The organism is Caballeronia zhejiangensis (assembly GCF_000698575.1).
Lineage (GTDB): Bacteria > Pseudomonadota > Gammaproteobacteria > Burkholderiales > Burkholderiaceae > Caballeronia > Caballeronia zhejiangensis.
In genome coordinates this window covers 437,093-460,521 of the sequence record NZ_JFHD01000002.1, presented here as the reverse complement: position 1 = coordinate 460,521, position 23,429 = coordinate 437,093, and the positions used below count along the sequence as shown (strand labels likewise).

The 23,429-nt window shown below is 64.2% G+C and carries 23 protein-coding genes and 1 riboswitch; of the genes, 15 read left to right on the top strand and 8 right to left on the bottom strand.

Annotated elements, in window-relative coordinates; translation table 11 throughout:
• Nucleotides 1-65 precede the first annotated feature (65 nt).
• From folK to BG60_RS05590, 4 genes are all read left to right on the top strand, one after another.
• A complete protein-coding gene (gene folK / locus BG60_RS05605) occupies nucleotides 66-620 on the top strand; it encodes a 2-amino-4-hydroxy-6-hydroxymethyldihydropteridine diphosphokinase (RefSeq protein WP_008351396.1) in 555 nt (184 codons plus the stop codon).
• A complete protein-coding gene (locus BG60_RS05600; RefSeq protein ID WP_034470691.1) occupies nucleotides 617-1,297 on the top strand; it encodes a deoxynucleoside kinase in 681 nt (226 codons plus the stop codon). Before folK ends, BG60_RS05600 begins: the two co-directional genes overlap by 4 nt.
• A 38-nt stretch (nucleotides 1,298-1,335) precedes the next feature.
• Nucleotides 1,336-2,151, top strand: a complete 816-nt coding sequence (gene panB / locus BG60_RS05595; RefSeq protein WP_034470688.1) for a 3-methyl-2-oxobutanoate hydroxymethyltransferase — start codon at nucleotides 1,336-1,338, stop codon at nucleotides 2,149-2,151.
• Nucleotides 2,152-2,261: 110 nt separating this feature from the next.
• Nucleotides 2,262-2,561 (top strand): hypothetical protein, encoded by a 300-nt coding sequence (locus BG60_RS05590; RefSeq protein ID WP_008351402.1) that lies wholly within the window; start codon nucleotides 2,262-2,264, stop codon nucleotides 2,559-2,561.
• A gap of 18 nt (nucleotides 2,562-2,579) precedes the next feature.
• Here BG60_RS05590 and BG60_RS05585 read toward each other — a convergent pair whose 3' ends face one another.
• Nucleotides 2,580-3,512: a copper resistance D family protein gene (locus tag BG60_RS05585; protein WP_033536571.1), complete on the bottom strand. Its 933-nt coding sequence runs from the start codon at nucleotides 3,510-3,512 to the stop codon at nucleotides 2,580-2,582.
• 461 nt (nucleotides 3,513-3,973) lie between these two features.
• Here BG60_RS05585 and BG60_RS05580 point away from each other — a divergent pair, with 461 nt between their 5' ends.
• From BG60_RS05580 to BG60_RS05565, 4 genes are all read left to right on the top strand, one after another.
• A complete protein-coding gene (locus BG60_RS05580; RefSeq protein ID WP_008351405.1) occupies nucleotides 3,974-4,720 on the top strand; it encodes a c-type cytochrome in 747 nt (248 codons plus the stop codon).
• Between the two features lie 21 nt (nucleotides 4,721-4,741).
• A complete protein-coding gene (locus tag BG60_RS05575) occupies nucleotides 4,742-6,040 on the top strand; it encodes a c-type cytochrome (RefSeq protein WP_008351407.1) in 1,299 nt (432 codons plus the stop codon).
• 92 nt (nucleotides 6,041-6,132) lie between these two features.
• Entirely contained in the window at nucleotides 6,133-6,753 is a 621-nt protein-coding gene (gene trhA, locus BG60_RS05570) for a PAQR family membrane homeostasis protein TrhA (protein WP_008351409.1), read from the top strand.
• 236 nt (nucleotides 6,754-6,989) lie between these two features.
• Nucleotides 6,990-8,498 (top strand): DEAD/DEAH box helicase, encoded by a 1,509-nt coding sequence (locus BG60_RS05565; protein WP_008351412.1) that lies wholly within the window; start codon nucleotides 6,990-6,992, stop codon nucleotides 8,496-8,498.
• Between the two features lie 15 nt (nucleotides 8,499-8,513).
• Here the strand turns inward: BG60_RS05565 and BG60_RS05560 are convergent, their stop codons facing one another.
• From BG60_RS05560 to ggt, 4 genes are all read right to left on the bottom strand, one after another.
• Nucleotides 8,514-9,026, bottom strand: coding sequence for a PNPOx family protein (locus BG60_RS05560; RefSeq protein ID WP_033536572.1), 513 nt, complete (start codon nucleotides 9,024-9,026; stop codon nucleotides 8,514-8,516).
• A gap of 39 nt (nucleotides 9,027-9,065) precedes the next feature.
• Nucleotides 9,066-9,890 (bottom strand): ferritin-like domain-containing protein, encoded by an 825-nt coding sequence (locus BG60_RS05555; RefSeq protein ID WP_008351417.1) that lies wholly within the window; start codon nucleotides 9,888-9,890, stop codon nucleotides 9,066-9,068.
• Between the two features lie 349 nt (nucleotides 9,891-10,239).
• Nucleotides 10,240-11,574 carry an MFS transporter gene (locus BG60_RS05550; protein ID WP_034470686.1) on the bottom strand — a complete coding sequence of 445 codons (1,335 nt, stop codon included), beginning with the start codon at nucleotides 11,572-11,574 and terminating at the stop codon, nucleotides 10,240-10,242.
• Between the two features lie 150 nt (nucleotides 11,575-11,724).
• Nucleotides 11,725-13,362 carry a gamma-glutamyltransferase gene (ggt, locus tag BG60_RS05545; protein WP_034470684.1) on the bottom strand — a complete coding sequence of 546 codons (1,638 nt, stop codon included), beginning with the start codon at nucleotides 13,360-13,362 and terminating at the stop codon, nucleotides 11,725-11,727.
• Between the two features lie 460 nt (nucleotides 13,363-13,822).
• Between ggt and BG60_RS05540 the strand changes: the two genes are divergently transcribed.
• On the top strand, nucleotides 13,823-14,020 hold the full coding sequence (locus tag BG60_RS05540; protein WP_008351420.1) for a hypothetical protein: 198 nt from the start codon (nucleotides 13,823-13,825) through the stop codon (nucleotides 14,018-14,020).
• A 73-nt stretch (nucleotides 14,021-14,093) separates the two neighbouring features.
• On the opposite strand, the gene BG60_RS05535 is transcribed toward BG60_RS05540, so the two are convergent.
• Complete coding sequence (locus BG60_RS05535; RefSeq protein ID WP_034470682.1) at nucleotides 14,094-14,474, bottom strand: hypothetical protein; 381 nt, start codon at nucleotides 14,472-14,474, stop codon at nucleotides 14,094-14,096.
• 224 nt (nucleotides 14,475-14,698) lie between these two features.
• Between BG60_RS05535 and glpK the strand changes: the two genes are divergently transcribed.
• Together glpK and ribB are read left to right on the top strand one after the other, a co-directional pair.
• On the top strand, nucleotides 14,699-16,195 hold the full coding sequence (gene glpK / locus BG60_RS05530; protein ID WP_034470681.1) for a glycerol kinase GlpK: 1,497 nt from the start codon (nucleotides 14,699-14,701) through the stop codon (nucleotides 16,193-16,195).
• 107 nt (nucleotides 16,196-16,302) lie between these two features.
• Nucleotides 16,303-16,466, top strand: a riboswitch (FMN riboswitch).
• 174 nt (nucleotides 16,467-16,640) lie between these two features.
• Complete coding sequence (gene ribB, locus BG60_RS05525; protein ID WP_034470809.1) at nucleotides 16,641-17,351, top strand: 3,4-dihydroxy-2-butanone-4-phosphate synthase; 711 nt, start codon at nucleotides 16,641-16,643, stop codon at nucleotides 17,349-17,351.
• Between the two features lie 3 nt (nucleotides 17,352-17,354).
• Here ribB and BG60_RS05520 read toward each other — a convergent pair whose 3' ends face one another.
• Both BG60_RS05520 and BG60_RS05515 read right to left on the bottom strand, forming a co-directional pair.
• Entirely contained in the window at nucleotides 17,355-18,041 is a 687-nt protein-coding gene (locus BG60_RS05520; RefSeq protein WP_008351424.1) for an HAD family hydrolase, read from the bottom strand.
• 37 nt (nucleotides 18,042-18,078) lie between these two features.
• Nucleotides 18,079-19,257: an MFS transporter gene (locus tag BG60_RS05515; protein WP_034470678.1), complete on the bottom strand. Its 1,179-nt coding sequence runs from the start codon at nucleotides 19,255-19,257 to the stop codon at nucleotides 18,079-18,081.
• 104 nt (nucleotides 19,258-19,361) lie between these two features.
• Between BG60_RS05515 and BG60_RS05510 the strand changes: the two genes are divergently transcribed.
• From BG60_RS05510 to ybeY, 4 genes are all read left to right on the top strand, one after another.
• The gene (locus BG60_RS05510; protein ID WP_206540324.1) at nucleotides 19,362-20,333 is read left to right on the top strand and encodes a LysR family transcriptional regulator; all 972 of its coding nucleotides are present in this window, start codon (nucleotides 19,362-19,364) and stop codon (nucleotides 20,331-20,333) included.
• Nucleotides 20,334-20,447: 114 nt separating this feature from the next.
• Complete coding sequence (miaB, locus tag BG60_RS05505) at nucleotides 20,448-21,809, top strand: tRNA (N6-isopentenyl adenosine(37)-C2)-methylthiotransferase MiaB (protein ID WP_008351429.1); 1,362 nt, start codon at nucleotides 20,448-20,450, stop codon at nucleotides 21,807-21,809.
• Between the two features lie 21 nt (nucleotides 21,810-21,830).
• Nucleotides 21,831-22,949, top strand: coding sequence for a PhoH family protein (locus BG60_RS05500; protein WP_008351431.1), 1,119 nt, complete (start codon nucleotides 21,831-21,833; stop codon nucleotides 22,947-22,949).
• Nucleotides 22,949-23,410, top strand: a complete 462-nt coding sequence (gene ybeY, locus BG60_RS05495; protein ID WP_034470671.1) for an rRNA maturation RNase YbeY — start codon at nucleotides 22,949-22,951, stop codon at nucleotides 23,408-23,410. The genes BG60_RS05500 and ybeY overlap by 1 nt, the downstream gene beginning before the upstream one ends.
• The last annotated feature ends 19 nt before the right edge of the window (nucleotides 23,411-23,429 follow it).

Here is a 23,429-nt window from a genome sequence, read left to right as displayed (position 1 = left end):
TACAGTAGCGAAGAGCGATCCTGTTCTCCCGCTTTCCGCTGTGACCCACGCGTAGGACTTCTGCCATGACGATTGCTTATCTGGGCCTGGGGGCGAATCTCGGCGATGCGCGCCAGACCCTGAAAGACGCAGTCGTGTGTCTCGCCCAGCAGCACACGATCACCGTGCTCGCGAAATCGAGCGTCTATCGCACCGCGCCGATCGATTCATCGGGCGACGATTACTTCAATTGCGTCGTCAAGCTCGAAACGAGCCTGCCCGCGCGATCGCTGCTGCGCCTGTGTCATCACATCGAGTTGCAGTTCGGGCGCGAGCGGCCGTATCGCAATGCGCCGCGCACGCTCGATCTCGACATCCTGCTGTACGGCGCATCGAGCATCGACGAAGCCGATCTCGTCGTGCCGCATCCGCGCATGACCGAGCGCGCCTTCGTGCTCGTGCCGCTCGTCGAGCTCGAGCCGGATCTCATCCTTCCTCAACGCGGTCGCGCCGATGCGTTCATCGACGGCGTCGCCGATCAGCGCATCGAGAAAGTCGCGACGTGTCAGTGCATGGTCGCGACGCAACCGCGCGGCTCCAACGCAACCGACTCCCCTTCCACGAAGACAGACTGCCGATGAGCGTTCCGCCACTCACCGTCACCGCGCCTCAACTGCGGCCGCCGCATCGTTACATCGCGATCGAAGGGCCGATCGGCGTCGGCAAGACCACGCTCGCGACGCTGCTCGCCGAACGGTGGTCGATGCGCACGCTGTTCGAGCGCCCGCAGGACAATCCGTTTCTCGAGCGCTTCTATCGCGACACCACGCGGCACGCGCTCGCCACGCAGTTGAGCTTCGCGTTGCAGCGCGCATCGCAGACGCAGGAAGCCGCCGATATCGTCACGAGCGGCGCCGCGCTGATGACCGACTTTCTCGCGCAGAAGAGCGAGCTCTTCGCGCGCCTCACCCTGCCCGACGACGAGTTCCAGCTCTACAAGGACATCGCCTCGCGTATTCATGCGAGCGCGCCCGCACCCGATCTCGTCGTCTATCTGCAGGCGAGTCCGGAAGTGCTTTTTTCGCGCATCCAGAAGCGCGCGCTGCCGATGGAGCTGCAAATTTCCGATTCGTATCTGCGCGCGCTCTGCGATGCTTATAACGACTTCTTCTATCACTACGACGCGACGCCGTTGCTCACGGTGAACGCGGAGCACCTGAACCCGCTCGCCTCGGATGACGACCTCGCGCTTCTGATCGAGCGCATCGGCGCCATGCGCGGGCGCAAGGAATTCTTTGTCAAAGGCGTATCGGTCTGAATTCGCAGCCCGGCCACGCTCTCTTCAGTGAAACGACCATGACGTATCTGCAGGAAACGAATCGCGCGACGATCACCGTCCCCAAGCTCCAGACCATGCGCGAAAACGGCGAGCGCATCGCGATGCTCACGTGTTACGACGCGAGCTTCAGCGCGCTGCTCGAACGCGCGGGCGTCGATGTCATGCTGATCGGCGACTCGCTCGGCAATGTGCTGCAAGGCCACAACACGACACTGCCAGTGACGCTCGCGGACATCGCGTATCACACGGCGTCGGTCGCGCGCGGCAATCGCAGCGCGCTGATCGTCGCGGACATGCCGTTCGGCACCATCGGCTCGAAGGAAGACGCCTATGCGAACGCCGTGCAACTGATGCGCGCGGGCGCGCAGATGGTGAAGATCGAAGGCGGCGAATGGCTCGCGGATACCGTGCGCTTTCTCGTCGAGCGCTCGATTCCGGTGTGCGGGCACGTCGGTCTCACGCCGCAATCGGTGCACGCATTCGGCGGCTTCAAGGTGCAGGGCAAGTCCGAAGCGGCGGCCGAGCAGATGAAGCGCGACGCCATCGCGCTGCAGGAAGCCGGCGCGCAACTGCTCGTGATCGAAGCCGTGCCGACGTTGCTCGCGCGCGAAGTGACCGCAGCGCTCGCGATTCCGACGATCGGCATCGGCGCGGGCGTCGACTGTTCCGGACAAGTGCTCGTGCTGCACGACATGCTCGGCATCTTTCACGGCAAGCGGCCGCGCTTCGTCAAGGATTTCATGCAGGGTCAGCCGAACATTTTCGCCGCCGTCGAAGCCTATGTGCGCGCGGTGAAGGACGGCAGTTTTCCCGGGCCGGAGCACACGTTCTGAGCGAATGCGGCCCCGCGCGGGCCGCGCTTCACGATCTGCGTTTTCTCGTACATACTGGCGAGCTTCTTGCGCATACGCTGCCGATAGTCACCAAAAAAGCGAGAACAATCATGTGGCAGGTCCTTCCCGATGAATACGTCCGTGCCCAGCTCGCGGTCGGCTCGCTCGTCGCGCTGGGCGTGGCGCGCGTGGTGGCCGCGGGAATCGGGGCGCAGCGCGGCTGGCGCATCGCGGCCGTGACGCGCTGGTTCATCGGTGCGGCGGTCGTGTTCTGCCTGCCGCAACTGGTCGAAGTGATCTTCGTCGGCGGTTCGCATACGGCGTTCGTCGAGTTGCAGGGCAAGATCATCGGCTGCGCGGTCGCGCTGTTTTGCGCGCCGATCGTCAGTCACAGGCTCGGCTACGAGTAACGCCGCGCGTCGCCGTTTTCATCCCGCGAGCGACGAACCCGGCACGCTGTGCGACAGCACCGCCGCCGCCACGAAGACACCCGCCATCATCAGCGCTTCGACGCGCATCACGTTGATGACCGTATGCGCGTCCATCGTCGATGCCGAGCGCGACAGGCGCGGCAACGCCGACCAGCGGTTGAGCGCGCCGAACGCGAGCGCCGCCGCAACCAGCAGCATCTTCACGATCAACGCATGACCCCACGCGCTCGCGGTCAGCACCGCGGCCGATCCGCCGATGCCGCGCCACGCGTTGAACACGCCCGTCAGCACGACGAACGCGACCGCGACCGACGCCGCTCGCGACATGCGCGCGACCGTGCGGATCAGATATGCGCGCGCAAGCGATGTATCGAGCGCCGGCAACACGAACGCACCCGCGATCACAATGCCGCCCCACGCCGCCGTCGCGAGCAGATGCAGCGTCTGAACCGCTTCGGCGAGCGAGAACGCGCCGGCATCGGCGGCATGGCCGATCGCCGATTTGCCCGCCGCGACGATCAGCGCGGCAACGAGCGCCATGCCGATCCGCGTACCGGAAAGCGCGCCGCCGCCCGCCGACGCGAGCAGCAACAGCACGCTGCCCGCCAGTGCCACCGACCAGCCGATGCCCGCGTGCGTGCCCGTCGCGACGAGCCACAACGCGCCGCCCGCCTGCACGATCGGCGCGCCGCTCATCGCCGCCGCCTGCAGCCACAACGAAGCGAAGTTGCACAGAACGAGCGCGATGGCTGCGATCGGACCGCCGCGCGCCGCCCGCAGCCAGCCGCGCCGCGCGGGCGATACGGTCGCGAACGCCTGTTCGCGCGACAGCCACACGTTCAGCAGCAGCGCGCCGAGTACGCAGGCGAAGGCCAGATCGGCGAGCGCGGCGAAGGCCGTCTGCGCGAGCGAGAGAGGATCGTCGTTCATCATGCGGAACCCGGCGCGGCGTGAACGCGCATTGCTAAAGGGAAGGTCATCGAAGGAATTTTGCGGAGTCTGAATGAAGGTCCACGGTGCAGCACAGCATCGAACACGAGCGAAACGCCTTGAATTTTTGCCGGACGCTTCCGAAACTGCATGAAGCACGTCGATCGGGCGTCTCGCATCGAGTCGAATATTTGTCGAGAGGCAATGAACCACACGCGCCTATGAAGTTCGTCGCGGGTGGTCAATAGCCGCGCGGCATATTGTCGCGAATGCGCTGCAGCGGGACTTAGAGCGAGATTGTGTCAAATAGTCATCATCATGCATCGATGATAGAATGCCGCGTCGCATCAGAGGCTCGTCGAGCCGCTGTGGCCGTGGTCCGCCACCCACCGCCCCCTGCGTGGCCGTGGTTCGCCACCTTCGCACCGAGCCGCACGAAGCTCGGCAGGTCCCCGAATTTCATGGAGTGTCGCGTGTTTTCAAGACGCATTTTTCGTCCGCTGCTCGCTATGGCTTTTGCCTCGGCTCTGGTAGGCAGCGCTGGCGTTTTCAGCTCCGCCGCGCAGGCGCAGAACCAGCCGATCGCACCGGACACGATGGCCGCGCGCGTGCAAGGCTGTACCGCGTGCCACGGCGTTCACGGTGAAGGCACGGACAACGATTACTTCCCGCGTCTTGCCGGCAAGCCTGCCGACTATCTGTACAACCAGCTCCAGAATTTCCGCGAAGGGCGGCGCAAGTACCCGCCGATGAACTACCTCGTCACGTATCTCTCGGACGATTACCTTCATCAGATCGCGACGTACTTCTCGAACCAGCGCCCGCCGTATCCGACGCCCGTGAAGTCGAACGTGTCGGCCACGACGCTCGCGCGCGGCCAGCAGCTCGTGCTGAACGGCGATGCATCGAAGAACATTCCCGCGTGCGCGGCCTGCCACGGCAAGGGTCTGACCGGCATGCAGCCGGCCATCCCGGGTCTCGTCGGCCTGCATTCGGACTACATCAGCGCGCAAGTCGGCGCATGGAAGTCGGGCACGCGTCACGCGAAGGCGCCCGATTGCATGCAGCAGATCGCCTCGCGCCTGACGGACGACGACGTGACCGCCGTCGCCGCATGGCTCTCTACGCAAACCGCACCCGCCAACCCGGTGCCCGCGCCCGCTGGCTCGTTGAAGATGCCGCTCAAGTGCGGCAGCGAACCGCAATAAGGCGTCTGGAGCGACAACACAATGAAACGCAAGTCCCTGTTCGCACTTTCCTCGGCTGTCGTGGTGGCAGCCGTCGCAGCCGGCGCCGTCCTCTGGTCGGGCGGCGACAACCTGCATTCGGGCGGCGCCATCGCGGCGACGCCTGCCGACAAAGCCGCGCTCATCAAACAAGGTGAGTACCTCGCCCGCGCCGGCGACTGTATCGCGTGCCACACGGTTCGCGGCGGCAAGGAATTCGGCGGCGGCCTGCCGATGGCCACGCCGTTCGGCACGATGTTCACGCCGAACATCACGCCGGACGATCAATACGGCATCGGCAAGTGGACCTCCGACGACTTCTATCGCGCGATGCACACGGGCCGCTCGAAAGACGGTTCGCTGCTCTATCCGGGCTTCCCGTTCACGAGCTACACGAAGGTCACGCGCGCGGACTCGGACGCGATCTACGCGTATCTGCGCTCGGTGCCGCCGGTTTCCGAACCGAGCCGTCCGCATGAACTGCGCTTCCCGTTCAACAACCGCAACCTGCTGATCGGCTGGCGCACGCTGTTCTTCTCGGAAGGCGAGTACAAGCCGGATCCGACCAAGTCGGTCGAATGGAACCGCGGCGCGTATCTCGTCGAAGGCCTCGGTCACTGCGGCATGTGCCACACGTCGATCAACGCGATGGGCGGCCCGGTCAGCTCGGCGGCCTTCGCCGGCGGCCTCATCCCGCTGCAGAACTGGTACGCGCCGTCGCTGACGTCGAACAAGGAAGCCGGTCTGGGCGACTGGGACCTGAAGGACATCAACGATCTGCTGAAGACCGGCGTGTCGCAGCGCGGCGCGGTGTTCGGCCCGATGGCGGAAGTGGTTCACAACAGCCTGCAGTACATGACCGACGCGGACATCAACGCGATCTCGACGTATCTCAAGTCGATTCCGCAAAAGAAGGAAGCGCCGGAAGTCATGCAGCTGGAGACGTCCGAGAAGTTCGGCGGCGAACTGCTCACGCTCGGCAAGAAGGTCTACACCGAAAACTGCGCGAAGTGCCACGCGGAGAACGGTCTCGGCAAGCCGCCTGCATACCCGCCGCTCGCGAACAACCAGTCGATCCAGATGCAATCGGCCGTCAACCCGATCCGTATGACGCTGAACGGCGGTTATCCGCCGAGTACGGAAGGCAACCCGATGCCGCACGGTATGCCGCCGTTCGCACAGTCGCTGTCGGATACGGAAGTCGCCGCAGTCGTGACGTACATCCGTATGTCGTGGGGCAACCACGGCACGCCGGTGTCGCCGCAGCAGGTGAGCAACCTGCGTTCGGCGCCGCTCGACTGATGGCTTCATAGGTCCTTCGCCGGGACAGCGTACAATACGCATATGGGGCGCAGCCTTCGTGGCCGCGCCCCTTGTCTTTTGGTGAATTCGATATGCATGTCGGCGAGCGTTTCAACAGCATCAGCCATTTGATCGGCGCGCTGCTGTCGGTTGCGGGTCTGGCTGCGCTCGTCACGATGGGCGCGCTCGACGGTGACGCGTACAAGGTCGTGAGCTTCGCGGTGTACGGCGCGATGCTCTGCGCGCTCTACGTGATCTCCACGCTGTATCACTGCGCGCGCTCGCCGCGCATGAAAGCGATACTGCAGAAGTGCGATCACTCGGCCATCTACTTGTTGATAGCCGGCAGCTACACGCCGTATACACTAGTGACCTTGCGCGGTCCCTGGGGCTGGTCGCTCTTCGGCGTGAGCTGGGGGCTCGCCGCGCTCGGGATCGTGCAGGAACTCACGCTCGGGCGGCGAACCCGCAGCGTTTCGATGGTGCTGTACGTGTTGATGGGATGGCTCGCGCTCGTAGCCATTCATCCGCTCGTGACGGCGCTGCCGCCCGCGGGAACCGCGTGGCTGGTGGCGGGCGGCGTCGTGTACACCGCGGGCATCTGGTTTTTCATCAACGACGAGCGCATCCGGCACGGACATGGCATCTGGCATCTGTTCGTGCTCGCAGGCAGCCTGTGCCAGTTCGTGAGCGTCGCGCGCTATGTCGCGTGAGCGCCGGCTGGAACGGGTGCCGCAGCGTCGAAGTGTCCATCGATGCAACTAAGCGCCAGATGACGTGTCTTGATAGCACGTCGAACCTCGCGGCAACGCCCGGCGATCGCTGATCGCCAACTGGCCCGCCGCCCGATTTTCCTTCGAGCGATGCACATGCGCTCTGCCGGCCGAAACTTTTCGCCGTGGCCCATTCGCATGCGCGCCGTTCGACACAACGAATAAGCATCCAATTTATGTCCTTTGATTCACTCGGCCTGTCCGAACCTCTGCTTCGCGCCGTCAACGAACTCGGCTATTCCAGTCCCACTCCGATCCAGCTTCAGGCGATTCCTGCCGTTCTGAAAGGCGGCGATCTGCTCGCGGGCGCGCAGACCGGCACCGGCAAGACCGCCGGCTTCACGCTGCCTATCCTGCAGCGCCTGTCGCAACTCGCGCCCGTCACGGGTGGCGCCAAGCGTCCGGTGCGCGCGCTCATCCTCACGCCCACGCGCGAACTCGCCGCGCAGGTCGAAGAAAGCGTGCGCGCGTACGGCAAATATCTGAAGCTCAAGTCGACGGTGATGTTCGGCGGCGTCGGCATCAATCCGCAGATCGACGCGTTGAAGCGCGGCGTCGATATCGTCGTGGCGACGCCGGGACGTCTGCTCGATCACATGCAGCAAAAGACGATCGACGTTTCGCAGCTCGAAATTCTCGTGCTCGATGAAGCCGACCGCATGCTCGACATGGGCTTCATCCACGACATCAAGCGCGTGCTCGCGCGCCTGCCGGCGAAGCGCCAGAACCTGCTGTTCTCGGCGACTTTCTCCGACGAGATCAAGGCGCTCGCCGACAGCCTGCTCGATTCGCCCGCGCTGATCGAAGTCGCGCGCCGCAATACGACGGCTGAGACCGTCGATCAGAAGATCCATCCGGTCGATCGCGATCGCAAGCGCGAGTTGCTCACGCATCTGATCCGCGGCAACAACTGGTTCCAGGTGCTCGTGTTCACGCGCACGAAGCACGGCGCGAACCGGCTCGCCGAGCAGCTCACGAAAGACGGCATCAGCGCGCTCGCGATTCACGGCAACAAGAGCCAGTCGGCCCGCACGCGCGCGCTCAGCGAATTCAAGGCCGAGACGCTGCAGGTGCTCGTCGCCACCGATATCGCGGCGCGCGGCATCGACATCGATCAGTTGCCTCACGTCGTCAACTTCGATTTGCCGAACGTGCCGGAAGACTATGTGCATCGCATCGGCCGCACGGGTCGCGCGGGCGCGGAAGGCGAAGCGGTGTCGCTGGTGTGCGTGGACGAGCATCAACTGCTGAAGGACATCGAGCGCCTCATCAAGCGGCCGATTCCGCGCGAAGTGATTCCCGGCTTCGAGCCGGATCCGAACGCGAAGCCGGAGCCGATCCAGCGCCGCAGTCAAGGACGCGGCCAGGGACAAGGTCAAGGTCAGGGACGCCAGAATCCGCGTAACGGCGAGGGACGTTCGAGTGGCGAAGCACGCCGCGAAGGCGGCCGTCCGAACGGCGATGCACGCGGCGCGCGTCCGGCGAAGCCGAACAACGGCGGCGCGCAGCCTTCGCGCGATGCGCGCACTCACAGCAAGCCGAACGTGAACGCGGGTTCCGCGCCGCGTCGTCAGGAGCCGGTTCAGGCCGGTCAGGTCGCGAACTCGCGCAAGCCTGGCGGCAATCCCGGCGCATTGCTCGGCGGACGGCGCGACGCATTGCGATCGGGCGATCGCAGCCGTTGATGCATCTGTCGTGATTCAGGCGGCGACGCTCGCCGCCCGCTTCAGCCAGTCGAGTTGCTCGCGCCAGCGCGCGAGCGCCGATTGCGCTTCGGTCAGTTCGAAGGCAATTCCGTTCGTGAGTCGCGCATATCCCACCCGTTGAACCTCACCGCTCTCGATCGTGCCGACGAAGCACGCGAGCGGCACATCGTCGAGCGGCACGCGACGCACGTCCAGATGCACTTGATAAAACGCCTCATCGGATACGAAGGCGAGTGTCGCGCGTCCGCTCGCGGTGACAGCCTGCGCCGTCCGCGACGACGGCCACAACGCGAACGCGAGTCTGCGCGCATCCGGCGCGTACAGCTCACCGGCGCTCAACAAAGCGGTTCGCACGCGATGAGCCTCATCCGCCGCGCATAGCGAAACGGTGAAGCCGTCGTCGGCGCGAGCGAGCGCGCCGTCGAAGCGCGCGCGCAGCTCGGGCGGCCATTCATCGAAAACGGATTGCGACGAAAGCGACGGTCGGGGCGTGTTGTGATCGGTCATGAAAAGATGCCGGCTTTGCGCCGGCATCGTCGAACAAGGTTAGCGGAAGAATAACTGCGTCATCTTCGACAGCGGATAGTGCACGCCGGGTTGAATGCGCGCGGGCAGATCGAGCGGCTTGAGCAGCATCTTGATGGCCTGATCCGCCGACAGATTGCGCCGCACGAGCGCATTCACTCGCGCGGAGAGCTCGCGGTTGTACTCGACATCCTGCGCGCGCTCCGGGTAACGAATCGCGAAGACGTGCCGCAGCGCGATCTCCGAATCCTCGCTTTTCAGTTCCACGACGCGCCGCACGAGCGCGCCGAGCACGGCCATGCGGCCATTGCCCTCGATCTTGTTCCACTTCTTGAAGAAATGGAAAAAGTGCTTGTAATGCCGCACTTCGTCCGTGCGGATGTTGTCGGTGATTTCCTTCAGCACCGGTTCATCCGAACAATCGTTGATCGCGCGATAAAGCGTGGCCGTTCCCGTCTCGACGACGCAGCGCGCAACCATCTCGAGCGCGCGCTTCTTCTCGAACTCCTCGTATGAACAAGTGAGCGAGTATTCGTCGAAGAAATTCCTGAACGCAGTGTCCCAGTCGAACTCGGGCCAAACGTGGTTGATGTAGGTCTTGAGCGCCCTGCCGTGCTGCATCTCTTCGGGCTCCCATTCGTTGTTGAGCCACGCCGAGATTTCGGGATCGTCGTGAAAATACTTGCTGAGATTGCTCGTATAGAGGTCCGTCCCGCTCTCGATGAACGAGCAGGCGCACAACAACAAGAGAAGGTGCTCGTTGGATGCCGCCTTCTGACGATCGATTCGCGTGAGATCGATGTCTTCGATGCGCCAAGGCATCACATGTGTACTGTCCGTATGCATATATCGCGCTCCCTGGCTGGACTGAACGCGCCATCGGCCGATGAGAAACGGCCGAGGTTCAGGCGACGCCGTGATTGGATCGACCCCGGCGCTGTTGACTTCAAGTGTCAGCGGCTTGTTTTCATCTTAGCCGCCCTGCAATGAGTTTGCAGACATGGGGACAGACTCACCCGCGGCCCGCCAGTTCCATGCGTTCCAAATTCTTACGATCCGGCGCGGTCGAGTCGTCGGTGCGCTGCAGCATTATTCATGCCGGTCGGCTCTGTATATGGTTGCGTCGTGTTCGAAATGCAAAAGGCGGCCGAAGCCGCCTCGATTGTTTCGCGCGATGCCGTCGCGCAGCGCGCCGTTACGTTGCGCGTCGTGCCGCGCGCATGCGCCAGGCGACGATCGCCAGCGAGATTCCCGACAAGACGGCAGCCAGCAACACGTAGTAACTCGGCGCGAGCTTGTCCCCCGTGACATGGATGAAGGCTTCCACGATGGTCGGCGCAAAACCGCCAAACAGCGTGACGCCGAGCGCATAGCCGATGGAAAGACCCGTCGAACGCACGCGAGTCGGGAAGATTTCGGACATAAGCGCGGGCATTGGACCGGAATACGCGGCCTTGAGAATGCCCGCGACCGATTGGAGAACGACCAGCGACGCGACTGTCGGATGCGCTTGCAGCCACGCAAACATCGGATAAATCGTGACGCCCATGAAAATCGATGTACCGAGCATGATGTGGATGCGCCCGAGCCGGTCGGAGAGCGCGCCCATCAACGGAGAGAAGATGAACTGAAGTCCGCCATTGAGCACCACGACGGCGAACGATGCGGTCGCCGGCAGGTGCAACTGCTTGACTGCGTACAGCGGCATATAGAGTTGCAGGACGTACACGCCGACCGTCGATTGCGCGACGATGCCCACGGCCAGCAAAAGATTCAGCCATTGATTCGCGAACGACACGCCTGGCGCGCTCGCCTTCTGCGCGGAGCGCGTCGCGAGAAACTCCGGCGTTTCGTCCAGATGCGAGCGGATGTAATAGCCAACCGGCCCGACGAGCAGACCGAAGACAAACGGAATGCGCCAGCCCCAGCTTTCGAGTTGCGGCTGCGGCAGCCAGGCGCTGAGTACCGAGCCGAACGCCGCGGCCATGATCGCGGCAAGCCCTTGGCTCGCGAACTGCCAGCTCGCGTAGTAGCCGCGCCGCGCTTCGCTGTGCTCGACCATGAACGCGGTCGCGCTGCCGAACTCGCCGCCGACCGCGAAGCCCTGCACGAGACGCGCGAGCAAGATCAAAAGCGGCGCGGCGATTCCGATGTGCTGATACGAAGGCATCACGGCCATGGTGAGCGTGCCGACCATCATCAGCAGAATGGCGAGCGTGAGCGCGGCCTTGCGCCCTTTGCGGTCGCCGTAGATGCCGAGCACGATCGCGCCGAGCGGGCGCATCAGGAACGAGATGCCGAACGTGCCGATGGCAAGCATCGTCGAGAGCCATTCGTCATTCGACGGGAAGAACGCCTTCGCGATGACCGTCGCGAAATAGCCATAGACGAGAAAGTCGAACCACTCGAGCGCGTTGCCGATCGACGACGAGAACACGATGCGGCGGATCATCGCCTTGGATGGCGCCGGGTGCGGCGCGGGCGTTTGCGCCTGCGTCGGAGCAGCGCCTTGATACACGCGTTCGTTCATGATTTCTCCTATCCCGCTTCCATGTCGTGATGTCCGACCGAGGCCACGAGGCGCGGGCGCGCGGCCCCCTCGCCTGCACAATTGCGGCGATCGGATGCGTGGTTTTTTATCGACGGAGACCGGCCGACGGCGCGGCCTCCGATGGCAGCCTCAGAAGCCTGCGGCGAGTCCGTCGCGCCGGCTGTCGCTCGCCGCGACATAGCCGCGCTCCGGATCATTGCGATCCAGCTTCCAGATGTACTGGCCGGAGCCGAAGTCCATGTAGGGATCGTCGATGGACTTGATCGTGTGGCCGAGACCCTCGAGCGCGCGCGCGGTTTCGAGATCGAGCGTGGCTTCGATGTCGATCGTGAAGTCGCGGTTCACCTTCCAGCGCGGCGCGTCGCACGCGGCCTGCGGCTGCTGGCCGTAGTCGAGCATGCGTACGATGGATTGCAGATGGCCTTGCGGCTGCATGTCGCCGCCCATCACGCCGAAGCTCATGACGGCTTCCTGCCTGCCATCGACCTGCTGAGTGAGAAAAGCCGGAATGATGGTATGGAACGGACGCTTGCCGCCTTCCACGACGTTCGCGGACTTCGGATCCATCGAAAAGCCGCAACCGCGGTTCTGCAGCGCGATACCGGTGTCGGGAACGACCACGCCCGAACCGAAGCCCATGTAATTCGACTGGATGAAGCTCACCATCATGCCGCGCTCATCGGCGACGGACATATAGATGGTGCCGCCCGCCTTGGGCATGCCGAAGTCGAAGTGCGTCGCCTTTTTCGGATCGATGAGCTTCGCGCGTTCGGTCAGATAGGCGTCGTCGAGCATGTGTTCCGGCGTGACTTCCATCGAGCGCGGATCGGCGACGTAGCGATAGACATCCGCGAAGGCGAGCTTCATCGCCTCGATTTGCAGATGCTGCGACTCGATGCGATCGACGTTCAAAGCGCTCACGTCGAACTTGTCGAGAATGCCGAGCGCGATGAGCGCCGCGATGCCCTGTCCGTTCGGCGGAATCTCGTGCACCGTGTAGCCGCGATAATCCTTGCTGATCGGCTCGACCCAGTCCGCGCGATAGTTGCGCAGGTCGTCCATCGTCAACGCCGCGCCGCCCGCGCGCGCGAACGCGGCGATGCGCTCGGCGATCTCGCCTTCGTAGAACGCGCGCGGACCTTGCTGCGCGAGCAGGCGCAGCGTTTTTGCGTGGCCGGGGAAGCGCACGAGTTCGCTCACGTCAGGCGCGCGGCCGTGCGGCATGAATACATCGGCGAAACCCGGCATGTCCTTGAGCTCCGGCACCGCCGCCGCCCACTTGTAGGCGACGATGCTCGCCACCGCATGACCGCGCTCGGCGATTTCGATGGCTGGCTCCATCAGATCCGCGAAGGGCAGCGTGCCGAACTTCGCGTGCAACGCTTCCCACCCGGCGATGACACCCGGCACCGTCACGGCGTCCCAGCCGCGCTTGGGCTGGCGCGCGAGACCGTTTTCCTCGCCGTACTTGCGCCGGAAATAATCGACGTTCCACGCCGCCGGCGATACGCCCGAAGCATTCAGCCCGTGCAGCTTCCGACCGTCCCAGACGAGCGCGAAAGCGTCGCCGCCCAGCCCGCATGACACGGGTTCCACCACGGTAATGGCCGCCGCGGCCGCGATGGCTGCATCGACCGCATTGCCCCCCTTCCATAGCATGCGCAGACCGGCCTGCGCGGCGAGCGGATGAGATGTCGAAACGATATTGCGGGCGAACACCGGAAGGCGCGGGGTGGGATACGGGTTTTGCCAGTTGAAGCGAGTCATTGAATGAAGTCCGAAATTCCAGCGGGCAGAACGTGCCGGCCGACCTTGTGGCCGATCCGGGCAAAGGGGGAATATTGCATTGTCCGCTTAATCCAAAACAAATTCATTTATCGTATAAATTAATGCGCATTGCGCATTAACCGGGCGATCAGGCGTCGCTGATTGCGTGTGCTCGCATGCCGATCCTTGTGTGCGCCGCCGCACGAACCTCAAGTGGATTCTTCGAATTCGCGTGAGCGATAAACCGCTTCTGCATTGATAAAAAGTCAAAGCCAAAATTTTCTCGGCAAATTTGGCACTTGTCAGACGCTTGCCTACAATCCCAATTCCCGGCATCCGCAGCACAAAATCGACGCGTTTGCCCGGCAATTTTTCAGTTTTCCCGTACAACGTTTCGAAGCAAAAAGACCCGGCTTACAAGGCCGGTTGCTTATGCCGTTCGGTCGTCATGGAGAACACAATGCTGAGTCCGCACGAATTCGCCACGCTGCTATTGGTTCAGGAAGCGCCTAATCAGGTCGACATGGAACGCGAAGAGCTCGACGCCCTGCTCGAACGTCAGCTCGTCCAACTCGAAAATCTCGCATCGGGACGTCAGCAATGGCGCCTCACCGCCACCGGCGACTCCACAGTCAAGGCTTTCAAGCGTTACTCGTAGCACGCGGCAGGACTCGGGACGCGGTGCAAGGCCGCGTCCGCTTCACTCTCCCTTCACCTAGCGTCAAGTCGCGTCAGCCGGCCCGCAGTGTCGGGTCCACTGCCGCGCGCCAGCTCAGCGCCTGCGCGCGCTGCTCCAGGAAGAACTTCGCCCACGCGCTTTGCGCTTCGGGGCCGGGATTCGCGCGATAAGCACGATACCGTTCTGCAATCGCCGCCTGGAACGCGCAGAAGCGCTCCTTCTGCAACCCGCCGCGCCGTTCGGCCACATAGGCATCGTAGAAGGCTGAATAGACCGATTGCGCGTCCGCGCCGTAGTCGACGGGCGAGGTCCCGCACATGTCCTGCAGCGCGCTGAACGACGGCGCGCCCAATGAGCCGTCCAGGCTGGGCGTGCCCACGCAGCCCGTCAGAAGCGCCGCGCCCAGCACGCCGGAAATCAACAGCATACGCATCGCACTCACCCTTCAATCGGTTTCGTGCCGCCAGTATCGGACGAACACGAACGCCGCGCCACTCGGCCGAATGGCATAGGCCAAATCCGCATTCGAGCGGTCGATGTCGCGCGGCTTATGCCGTTCGGCCAGCTTGTCCGCGTCGCCTCGCTCCGATAGATTGCGCAAACGGACAGCGGCTTTGCTGCCCGAAACGTCGATGTCCGTTCGAACCGGAGGAGACCATGCAGGATCAGTACGTTCTCGCGCTCGATCAGGGCACCACCAGCTCACGGGCCATGCTGTTCGACCGGAACGGCAACATCGTGTCCTTGGCGCAGAAGGAATTCCAGCAGATTTATCCCGAGGCGGGCTGGGTCGAACATGATCCGCGCGAAATCTGGTCGACGCAGGCAGGCGTCGCCGCGGAAGCCGTCACGCGCGCCGGCGCGAGCGCTGCTTCGATCGCGGCAGTCGGCATAGCGAACCAGCGCGAGACTACGATCGTCTGGGATCGCGAGACGGGCGCGCCGATCTATAACGCGATCGTCTGGCAGGACCGCCGCACGGCCGGCTTCTGTGACGAGCTCAAGTCGCGCGGCCTCGAAGCGATGGTTCGCGCGAAAACCGGTTTGCCTATCGACGCATACTTTTCGGCGACGAAAATCCGCTGGATTCTCGATAACATAGAAGGTGCGCGCGACAAGGCGAAGCAAGGGCGGCTCGCGTTCGGCACCGTCGATAGCTGGCTCGTGTGGAATTTCACGCGTCACGGCTTGCATGTCACCGACGTCACGAACGCCTCGCGCACGATGCTCTTCAACATTCACGAACGCCGCTGGGACGACGAACTGCTCGACGCGCTCGACATTCCCCGCAGCATGCTTCCCGAAGTGCGGACGTCGTCGGAACGTTATGGCACGGCGCGAGGCACCGTGTTCAACGCCGATGTCCCGCTTGCAGCGCTTGCCGGCGATCAGCACGCCGCGCTCTTCGGCCAGATGTGCACGGATTCCGGCATGGTGAAGAACACCTACGGCACCGGCTGCTTTCTCGTCATGAACACGGGCGACAAGCCCATCGAGTCGCGCAACAACCTCGTCACCACGATTGCCTGGCAGATCGGCGATCACGCCAGCTATGCGCTCGAAGGCAGCATCTTCATCGCGGGCGCGGTCGTTCAATGGCTGCGCGACGGCCTCGGCCTCATCCGGCGCGCGAGCGAAATCGAGACGCTCGCGCGCGGCGTGCCGCACGGCGACGGCGTCTATCTCGTGCCTGCGTTCGCCGGGCTCGGCGCGCCGCACTGGAACGCGCGCGCACGCGGCACGCTCTTCGGCGTCACGCGCGGAACGACATCGAGTCATGTCGCGCGGGCGGCGCTCGATTCGATCGCCTATCAGTCCCTCGACGTCTTGAAAGCCATGGAAGCGGACTCGGGCATCCGCATCGGCGAATTGCGTGTCGATGGCGGCGCCTGCGCGAACGATCTGCTGATGCAATTCCAGGCCGACATTCTCGGCGTCGATGTCGCGCGTCCGCGCATCGCCGAGACGACGGCGCTCGGCGCGGCTTATCTGGCGGGGCTCGCGGTCGGCTACTGGAAGGACGTCGACGAACTCAAGGCGCAATGGCAACTGGAGCGCCGCTTCACGCCGTCGATGCCGAAACCGGAGATCGATTCCTGCCTCGCCGGGTGGCGCCGCGCGGTCAACGCCGCGAAGGCATGGGCGGACAGCTAACGGCTATGCATGGCGTATCGCACCCTTTCGCGTCATGCGGCGGTGCAAAAACCGCCGGCGTGCGGTATCCTAAAAAAGCTCGCGAGCCTTGCGGCTTGCGGCATCGAGTACGTCTTCAGGGCGGGGTGCAATTCCCCACCGGCGGTATGTGGCGAGGCTTCGCGGCCGGACCACGAGCCCGCGAGCGCCCGCGCAGGATTCACGCGCGGGGTCAGCAGATCTGGTGAGATGCCAGAGCCGACGGTCATAGTCCGGATGAGAGAAGATGTGCAGATGGTCATGTCCGTCCCCTTGGCGATTTCCGCATCGTGCCGAACCGGACGCCGCCGCGCCTCTTGGCGCGTCGCCGTGGGGTGCCGTTCTGTCTGTTTGCAATGCCCTGAAACGTTTTTCGCTTACATTTCCTGCGAGAGCGTTTCACATGTCCCAGTCCCAAGCTGCCAGCCTGTCGTTCGCCACACCGGCCGTCATCGCCGATGACGCTTCTGCCGACCTTCCCCAGCTCGCTTCGTTCGACGTTCCGCCGCGCATCGCCGCCGCGCTCGACGCCATGCGCGAAGGCCGTCCGGTCGTGCTTCAGGACGACGACGATCGCGAGAACGAAGCCGATCTGATCGTCGCCGCCGAAAAACTCACCGACGCCACCATGGCCCTTCTGATCCGCGAATGCAGCGGCATCGTGTGCCTGTGTCTGCCCGACGACAAAGTACGCGCGCTCGAACTCCCGCCGATGGCCGCCGCGAACGGCAGCCGCTACGGCACGGCGTTCACCGTGTCGATCGAAGCGCGGGAAGGCGTGACGACGGGCGTATCGGCGGCGGATCGCGTGACGACGATCCGCGCGGCGATCGCCGAAAACGCGAACCCGGCGGACATCGTGCGGCCCGGCCACGTCTTTCCGCTGCGCGCGATGCCCGGCGGCGTGCTCGCGCGGCGTGGTCACACCGAAGGCACGGTCGACCTGGCGATCCTCGCCGGCCTCAAGCCTGCCGGCGTACTCTGCGAACTGATGAACGCCGACGGCACCATGACGCGCGGCGCGCAAGTCGAGCGTTTCGCGCAGGAGCGCGGCCTGCCGATGCTGACCATCGCGGAACTGGTGGAATTCCGCGCGGCGCTGGCGGCCGCGCGTGAATCCGTCGAGGAAGCGGCGTAAGGATCAGGAGAGCACGTCGCCGAAATCCCCGCGCACGCCCGCCGCGACGAGCGCGGGCAGCTCGTCCATGTGCTCCATGATTCGCGTGATGCCGGTTTCGCGCAGCACTTGCGCGTAGCCGGACGGAATATGACTCGCGCCGACGAACGCGATGGTCTTCATGCCCGCCGCGCGCGCCGCCGTCAGTCCGGCGACGCTGTCCTCGACGACGAGGCAGCGCTCGGGCGCGACATCGAGCGTGCGCGCCGCGAGCAGATACACGTCGGGATAAGGCTTCGGCCGCTCGACTTGCTGCGCGCTGAACACGCGCGCGCCGACGATCTCGGAAAGCCCCGCCCGCCGCACCGACGCGCGCACGCGCTCCATGCGGCTGTTCGACACGACCGCCACCGGCAGGCCGCAGCCTTCCAGCGCGGCGCGCACGCCGGCGATCGGTCCGACCGAGCGCGCGAGTTCCACCGAGACGCGCGCCTCGATCGTATCGACGAAATCGGGCGGCATCACGATGCCGAACTTCGTCTCCAGATGAGTCAGGAAGCGCGAGGTCTGCTGTCCGAAAGCCGTCTTGACGACCGGTCTGAAGTCGATGCCGGGAAACGTCTCGGTGAGCACGTCCAGCATCACGCGATCCGCGATGACTTCGCTATCGACGAGCACGCCGTCGCAATCGCAGATGAGATGATCGATCATGTTGGCTCGAATTACGTTGAGCCAACATGATAAGCGCTCAGCAAGCGTCGGCTGCTTTTATGTCCGAGGTAACGCGCGGGACATCCAGGCGCGCGGCGAACCACGTCACCGCGAGCGCGGCCAGCGCGACCGCCGCCGCGGCCCACGGAAGCGCGTCGAGACCGTGACCGTGCGTCAGCACCGCGCCGCCGAGCCACGCGCCGCCCGCATTGCCGACGTTGAACGCGCCGATATTGAGCGTCGAAGCGAGATTCGGCGCGTCCTTCGCTTTCTCGACGACGCGCGTCTGCAACGGCGGCACCGTCGCGAACGCCGCGATGCCCCAGACGAAAATCGTCAGGATCGCGCCGGTCTGGCTGTGGCTCGTCTTCGCGAACACCGCCATCACGACGGCGAGCGCGAACAGAATGCCCATCAGCGACGGCATCAGCGCGCGGTCCGCGAGCTTGCCGCCGATCGTGTTGCCGATCGTCAGCCCGACGCCGAACAGCACCAGGATCAGCGTGACGGCGCGCGGCGAGAAGCCGCCCACCTGTTCGAGAATCGGCGCGATGTACGTGAACACGACGAACACGCCGCCGAAACCGAGCACCGTCATCGTGAGCGCGAGCCAGACCTGGCCGTCGCGCAGCACGCGCACTTCCCGGCCGAGCGTGCTCGGCGCGGCGTCGTGGCGGTTCGGCACGAGCGCGGTCACGCCGAGCGCGGACAATACGCCCAAGCCCGCGACGATCCAGAACGTCGCGCGCCAGCCGAGCTCCTGCCCGATGAACGTCCCGAACGGCACGCCCAGCACGTTCGCGAGCGTGAGCCCGGTGAACATCAGCGCGATGGCGCTCGCGCGCTTTTCCGCCGGAACGAGCGACGCGGCCACGACCGCGCCGATGCCGAAGAACGAGCCGTGCGCGAACGACGTCACGACGCGCGCGACCATCAGCAGGCCATAGCCCGGCGCGAGCGCGCACAGCACGTTGCCGACGATGAACACGAGCATCAGCAACTGCAGCGCGAGCTTGCGCGGCAGCTTGCTCGTCAGCACGGCGAGCAGCGGTGCGCCGACCGCGACACCGAGCGCGTAGCCCGTGACGAGCAGCCCCGCCGATGGAATCGTCACGGAGAGATCGTGCGCGACGTTGGGCAAGAGGCCCATGATGACGAACTCCGTCGTGCCGATGGCGAATGCGCTGATCGCAAGCGCGAGAAGTGGAAGAGGCATGATGAGATGGAAGGGTTTACACGTAGCGCATTGTGCAAGCCACGCAGCGATTTGAGAATTGGCCTACCCTTTGAATTATTCTCAAACCGGATTTGAAAATGACGATGGATCGGCTCGGCGACATGCGCCTGTTCGTGGAAGCTGCGTCGGCGGGAAGCCTGTCGGCGGCGGGCCGCAAGCTGGGCCTGTCGCCGGCGGCGGCGAGCGCGCGGCTCATCAAGCTGGAAAAAGCGCTGCACACGCGGCTCTTCGAGCGCACGACGCGCCAATTGCGCGTAACCGACGAAGGCCGCGTGTATTTGCAGCATTGCCGGATCGCGCTGCAGGCGATCGACGATGCCGAAGCCGCGCTGCAGGCCGGCCAGAACGTCGTGCGCGGCAAGGTTCGCATTTCGGCGACATCGAATTTCGGTCGCTCCATGCTGAACGGCTGGCTCGACGAATTCAGCGCGCTGCATCCGGACGTGAAATTCGCGCTCACACTATCGGATTCGGTGTCGAATCTTTTGCTGGAAGAGATCGATCTCGCGATCCGCTTCGGCGCCCCGCCCGACAGCGGCCTCGCCGCCCGCGCGCTCGCGCCGAATCGCCGCGTGCTGTGCGCGTCGCCCGCGTATCTCGCGTGCATGGGCGTGCCCGAAACGCCCGCCGATCTGACCGGGCATGACTTCCTCGTCGTCGTTACGGCGAACGGGCCGCTCAACGAGCTCGTCTTCGTGCGCGGCGACGAGCGTTACGCGTACACGATTCCGCTCGCCGACGCCTGGGAAACCAACGACGGCGCGCTGCTGCGCGAATGGGCGCTCGCGGGCCACGGCATCGCGCATAAATCGATCTGGGATATCGCCGCCGACGTGCGCGCCGGCACGCTGCAGATGGTGTTGCCCGACTGGTGTACGCACGAAGCCGCCGTGCACGCGCTTTTTCACGCCAATCGCTACATGGCGCCGCGCGTGCGGGTGCTGCTGGACTTTCTCGTCGAGCGTTTCGAAAAAACGACGAACGACCTGCTCGGCGACCTGGCGTATCCGCCCGACGCGCGCGGGAAGCGTCGGGAATGGCGGCCAGAGCTATAATATTGGGTCAAATACAGTAAAAAGCGGTGCAGATCAGTGTAATTGCGCCGCAAATTCCCTCTTTAATCTCTTTTACAGCGCCCCCAGGTTAACCACTGCGACCGGCGACGATTCATGACCAAGAAAGTTTATGTAAAGACCTTCGGCTGCCAGATGAACGAGTACGACTCCGACAAGATGGTCGACGTGCTCGGCGCGGCGGAAGGACTCATCAAGACGGATACGCCCGAAGACGCGGACGTCATTCTGTTCAATACGTGCTCGGTGCGCGAAAAAGCCCAGGAGAAGGTGTTCTCCGATCTCGGCCGTGTGCGCGAGCTGAAGGAAGCGAACCCGAATCTGCTGATCGGCGTCGGCGGTTGCGTCGCGAGTCAGGAAGGCGCGTCGATCGTCGCGCGTGCGCCGTATGTCGATCTCGTGTTCGGTCCGCAGACGCTGCATCGTCTGCCCGCGATGATCGATCAGCGCCGCGCGACCGGCCGCGCGCAGGTCGACATCACGTTTCCGGAAATCGAGAAGTTCGATCATCTGCCGCCGGCGCGCGTCGATGGCCCGAGCGCGTTCGTGTCGATCATGGAAGGCTGCTCGAAATACTGCAGCTACTGCGTCGTGCCGTACACGCGCGGCGAGGAAGTGTCTCGCCCGCTCGACGACGTGCTCACCGAAGTCGCCGGTCTCGCGGACCAGGGCGTGCGCGAAGTCACGCTGCTCGGCCAGAACGTGAACGCTTATCGCGGCGCGCTGACGCTCGGTTCGAGCGAGATCGCGGATTTCGCGACGCTCATCGAATACGTCGCGGACATTCCGGGCATCGAACGCATCCGCTATACGACGTCGCATCCGAAGGAATTCACGCAGCGCCTGATCGACACTTACGCGAAAGTGCCGAAGCTCGTCTCGCATCTGCATTTGCCGGTGCAGCACGGCTCGGATCGCATTCTGATGGCGATGAAGCGCGGCTACAGCGTGCTCGAATACAAGTCGGTCATCCGCAAGTTGCGCGCGATCCGCCCGGATCTGTCGCTGTCGACGGATTTCATCGTCGGCTTTCCCGGCGAGACCGAAGACGATTTCAACAAGATGATGGCGCTCGTCGACGAGATGAGCTACGACACGAGCTTCTCGTTCATCTACAGCCCGCGCCCCGGCACGCCGGCAGCGAATCTGCACGACGACACGCCGCGCGAAGTCAAGCTGAAGCGTCTGCAGCATTTGCAGGCGACGATCGAGGAAAACGTGCAGCGCATCAGCGAATCGATGGTCGGCAAGGTCGAGCGCATTCTGGTCGAACGCCCGGCGCGCAAGGATCCGAACGAACTCGCGGGACGCACGCAGAACAATCGCGTCGTCAATTTCCCGGCGCCGGCAGAATCGCACGCGCGGCTCATCGGCCAGATGATCGACGTGAAGATCGTGCATGCCTATCCGCACTCGCTGCGCGGCGAACTGGTCATGGCGCCCGAGCTTGCGCACTAAAGACAGGAACTCAAGTTCACTTTGAAGAACGCTCCCACGCAGCATCTGGAATTCACCGCTCCGCGCGACGACAACGCGCGGCTCGCCAACCTCTGCGGCCCGCTCGACGAAAACCTGCGGCAGATCGAGCAGGCGCTCGATGTGACGCTTTCGCGACGCGGCCACAAGATCGCGATTCGCGGACGCGGCGCCAAAGTCGCGCTCGCGGCGCTCGAAAACTTCTACAACCGCGCGCGGGATCCGATTTCCGTCGACGACATTCAGCTCGCGCTCGTCGAAGCGCGTCATGCGACGCGTCGCGCGAAGGATGCGCGCGAAGCTAACGGCGAAGAAGGCGAAATCGATCCGCGTTTTCGTGGCGATCCCGATCATCCGTTCGATGAACCGAGCGCGACGATCGATCTCGGCGAAGACGAAGACCACGGTCCGAAGCTCTACACGCGACGCGCCGATCTGCGCGGACGCACGCCCGCGCAGCGCGAGTATCTGAAGCAGATCATCGCGCACGACGTGACCTTCGGCATCGGGCCGGCGGGCACGGGCAAGACGTATCTCGCGGTCGCGTGCGCGGTCGATGCGCTCGAGCGCGATCAGGTCAAGCGCATCGTGCTGACGCGCCCTGCCGTCGAAGCGGGCGAGCGGCTCGGTTTTCTGCCGGGCGATCTCGCGCAGAAGGTCGATCCGTATCTGCGTCCGCTTTACGACGCGCTTTACGATCTGCTCGGCTTCGACAAGACCGCGAAGATGTTCGAGCGCCAGATGATCGAAATCGCGCCGCTCGCGTACATGCGCGGGCGCACGCTGAATCACGCGTTCATCATCCTCGACGAAGCGCAGAACACCACGCCCGAGCAGATGAAGATGTTCCTGACGCGGATCGGCTTCGGCTCGAAGGCGGTCGTCACCGGCGATACGACGCAGGTCGACTTGCCGCGCGGCCACAAGAGCGGCCTGATCGAGGCGCAGCATGTGCTGTCGGAAGTGCGCGGCATCGCGATCACGCATTTCACGTCGGCGGACGTGGTGCGGCATCCGCTCGTCGCGCGCATCGTCGAGGCTTACGACGCGCAATCGCAGAAAGACGCCGCGCTCGCCGAGGCCGCGCGCGCTGCGCAACAGCAAGCGCAGAAGCCCGAATAATGCCGCGCCTCACGTTGACCCTGCAGTTTCCAGCGGCGAAGGCGTATCCGTCGCACAAGGCGATCCTGCCGCGCGCGACGGTCGCGCGCTGGATCAAGGCGTCGCTGTTCGCGGACGCCGAACTGACCGTGCGCTTCGTCGACGAAGAAGAAGGCCGGATGCTCAACCGCACGTATCGGCAGAAGGATTACGCGACGAACGTGCTGACTTTCGCGTATGCAGAATCGGAGGACGATCCGGTCGCGGGCGATCTGATTCTGTGCTGCCCGGTCGTCGAGCGCGAGGCGGCCGCACAGGGCAAGCCGCTCGCCGCGCATTACGCGCATCTGATCGTCCACGGCACGCTCCATGCGCAGGGCTACGACCATGAAGTCGAGAGCGAAGCGCAAGAGATGGAATCCATCGAGACGGATATCATGCAGTCTCTGGGATTTTCCGATCCTTACGTGCCTTCGACCTGAAGCCGGTCCGATGTCCCCG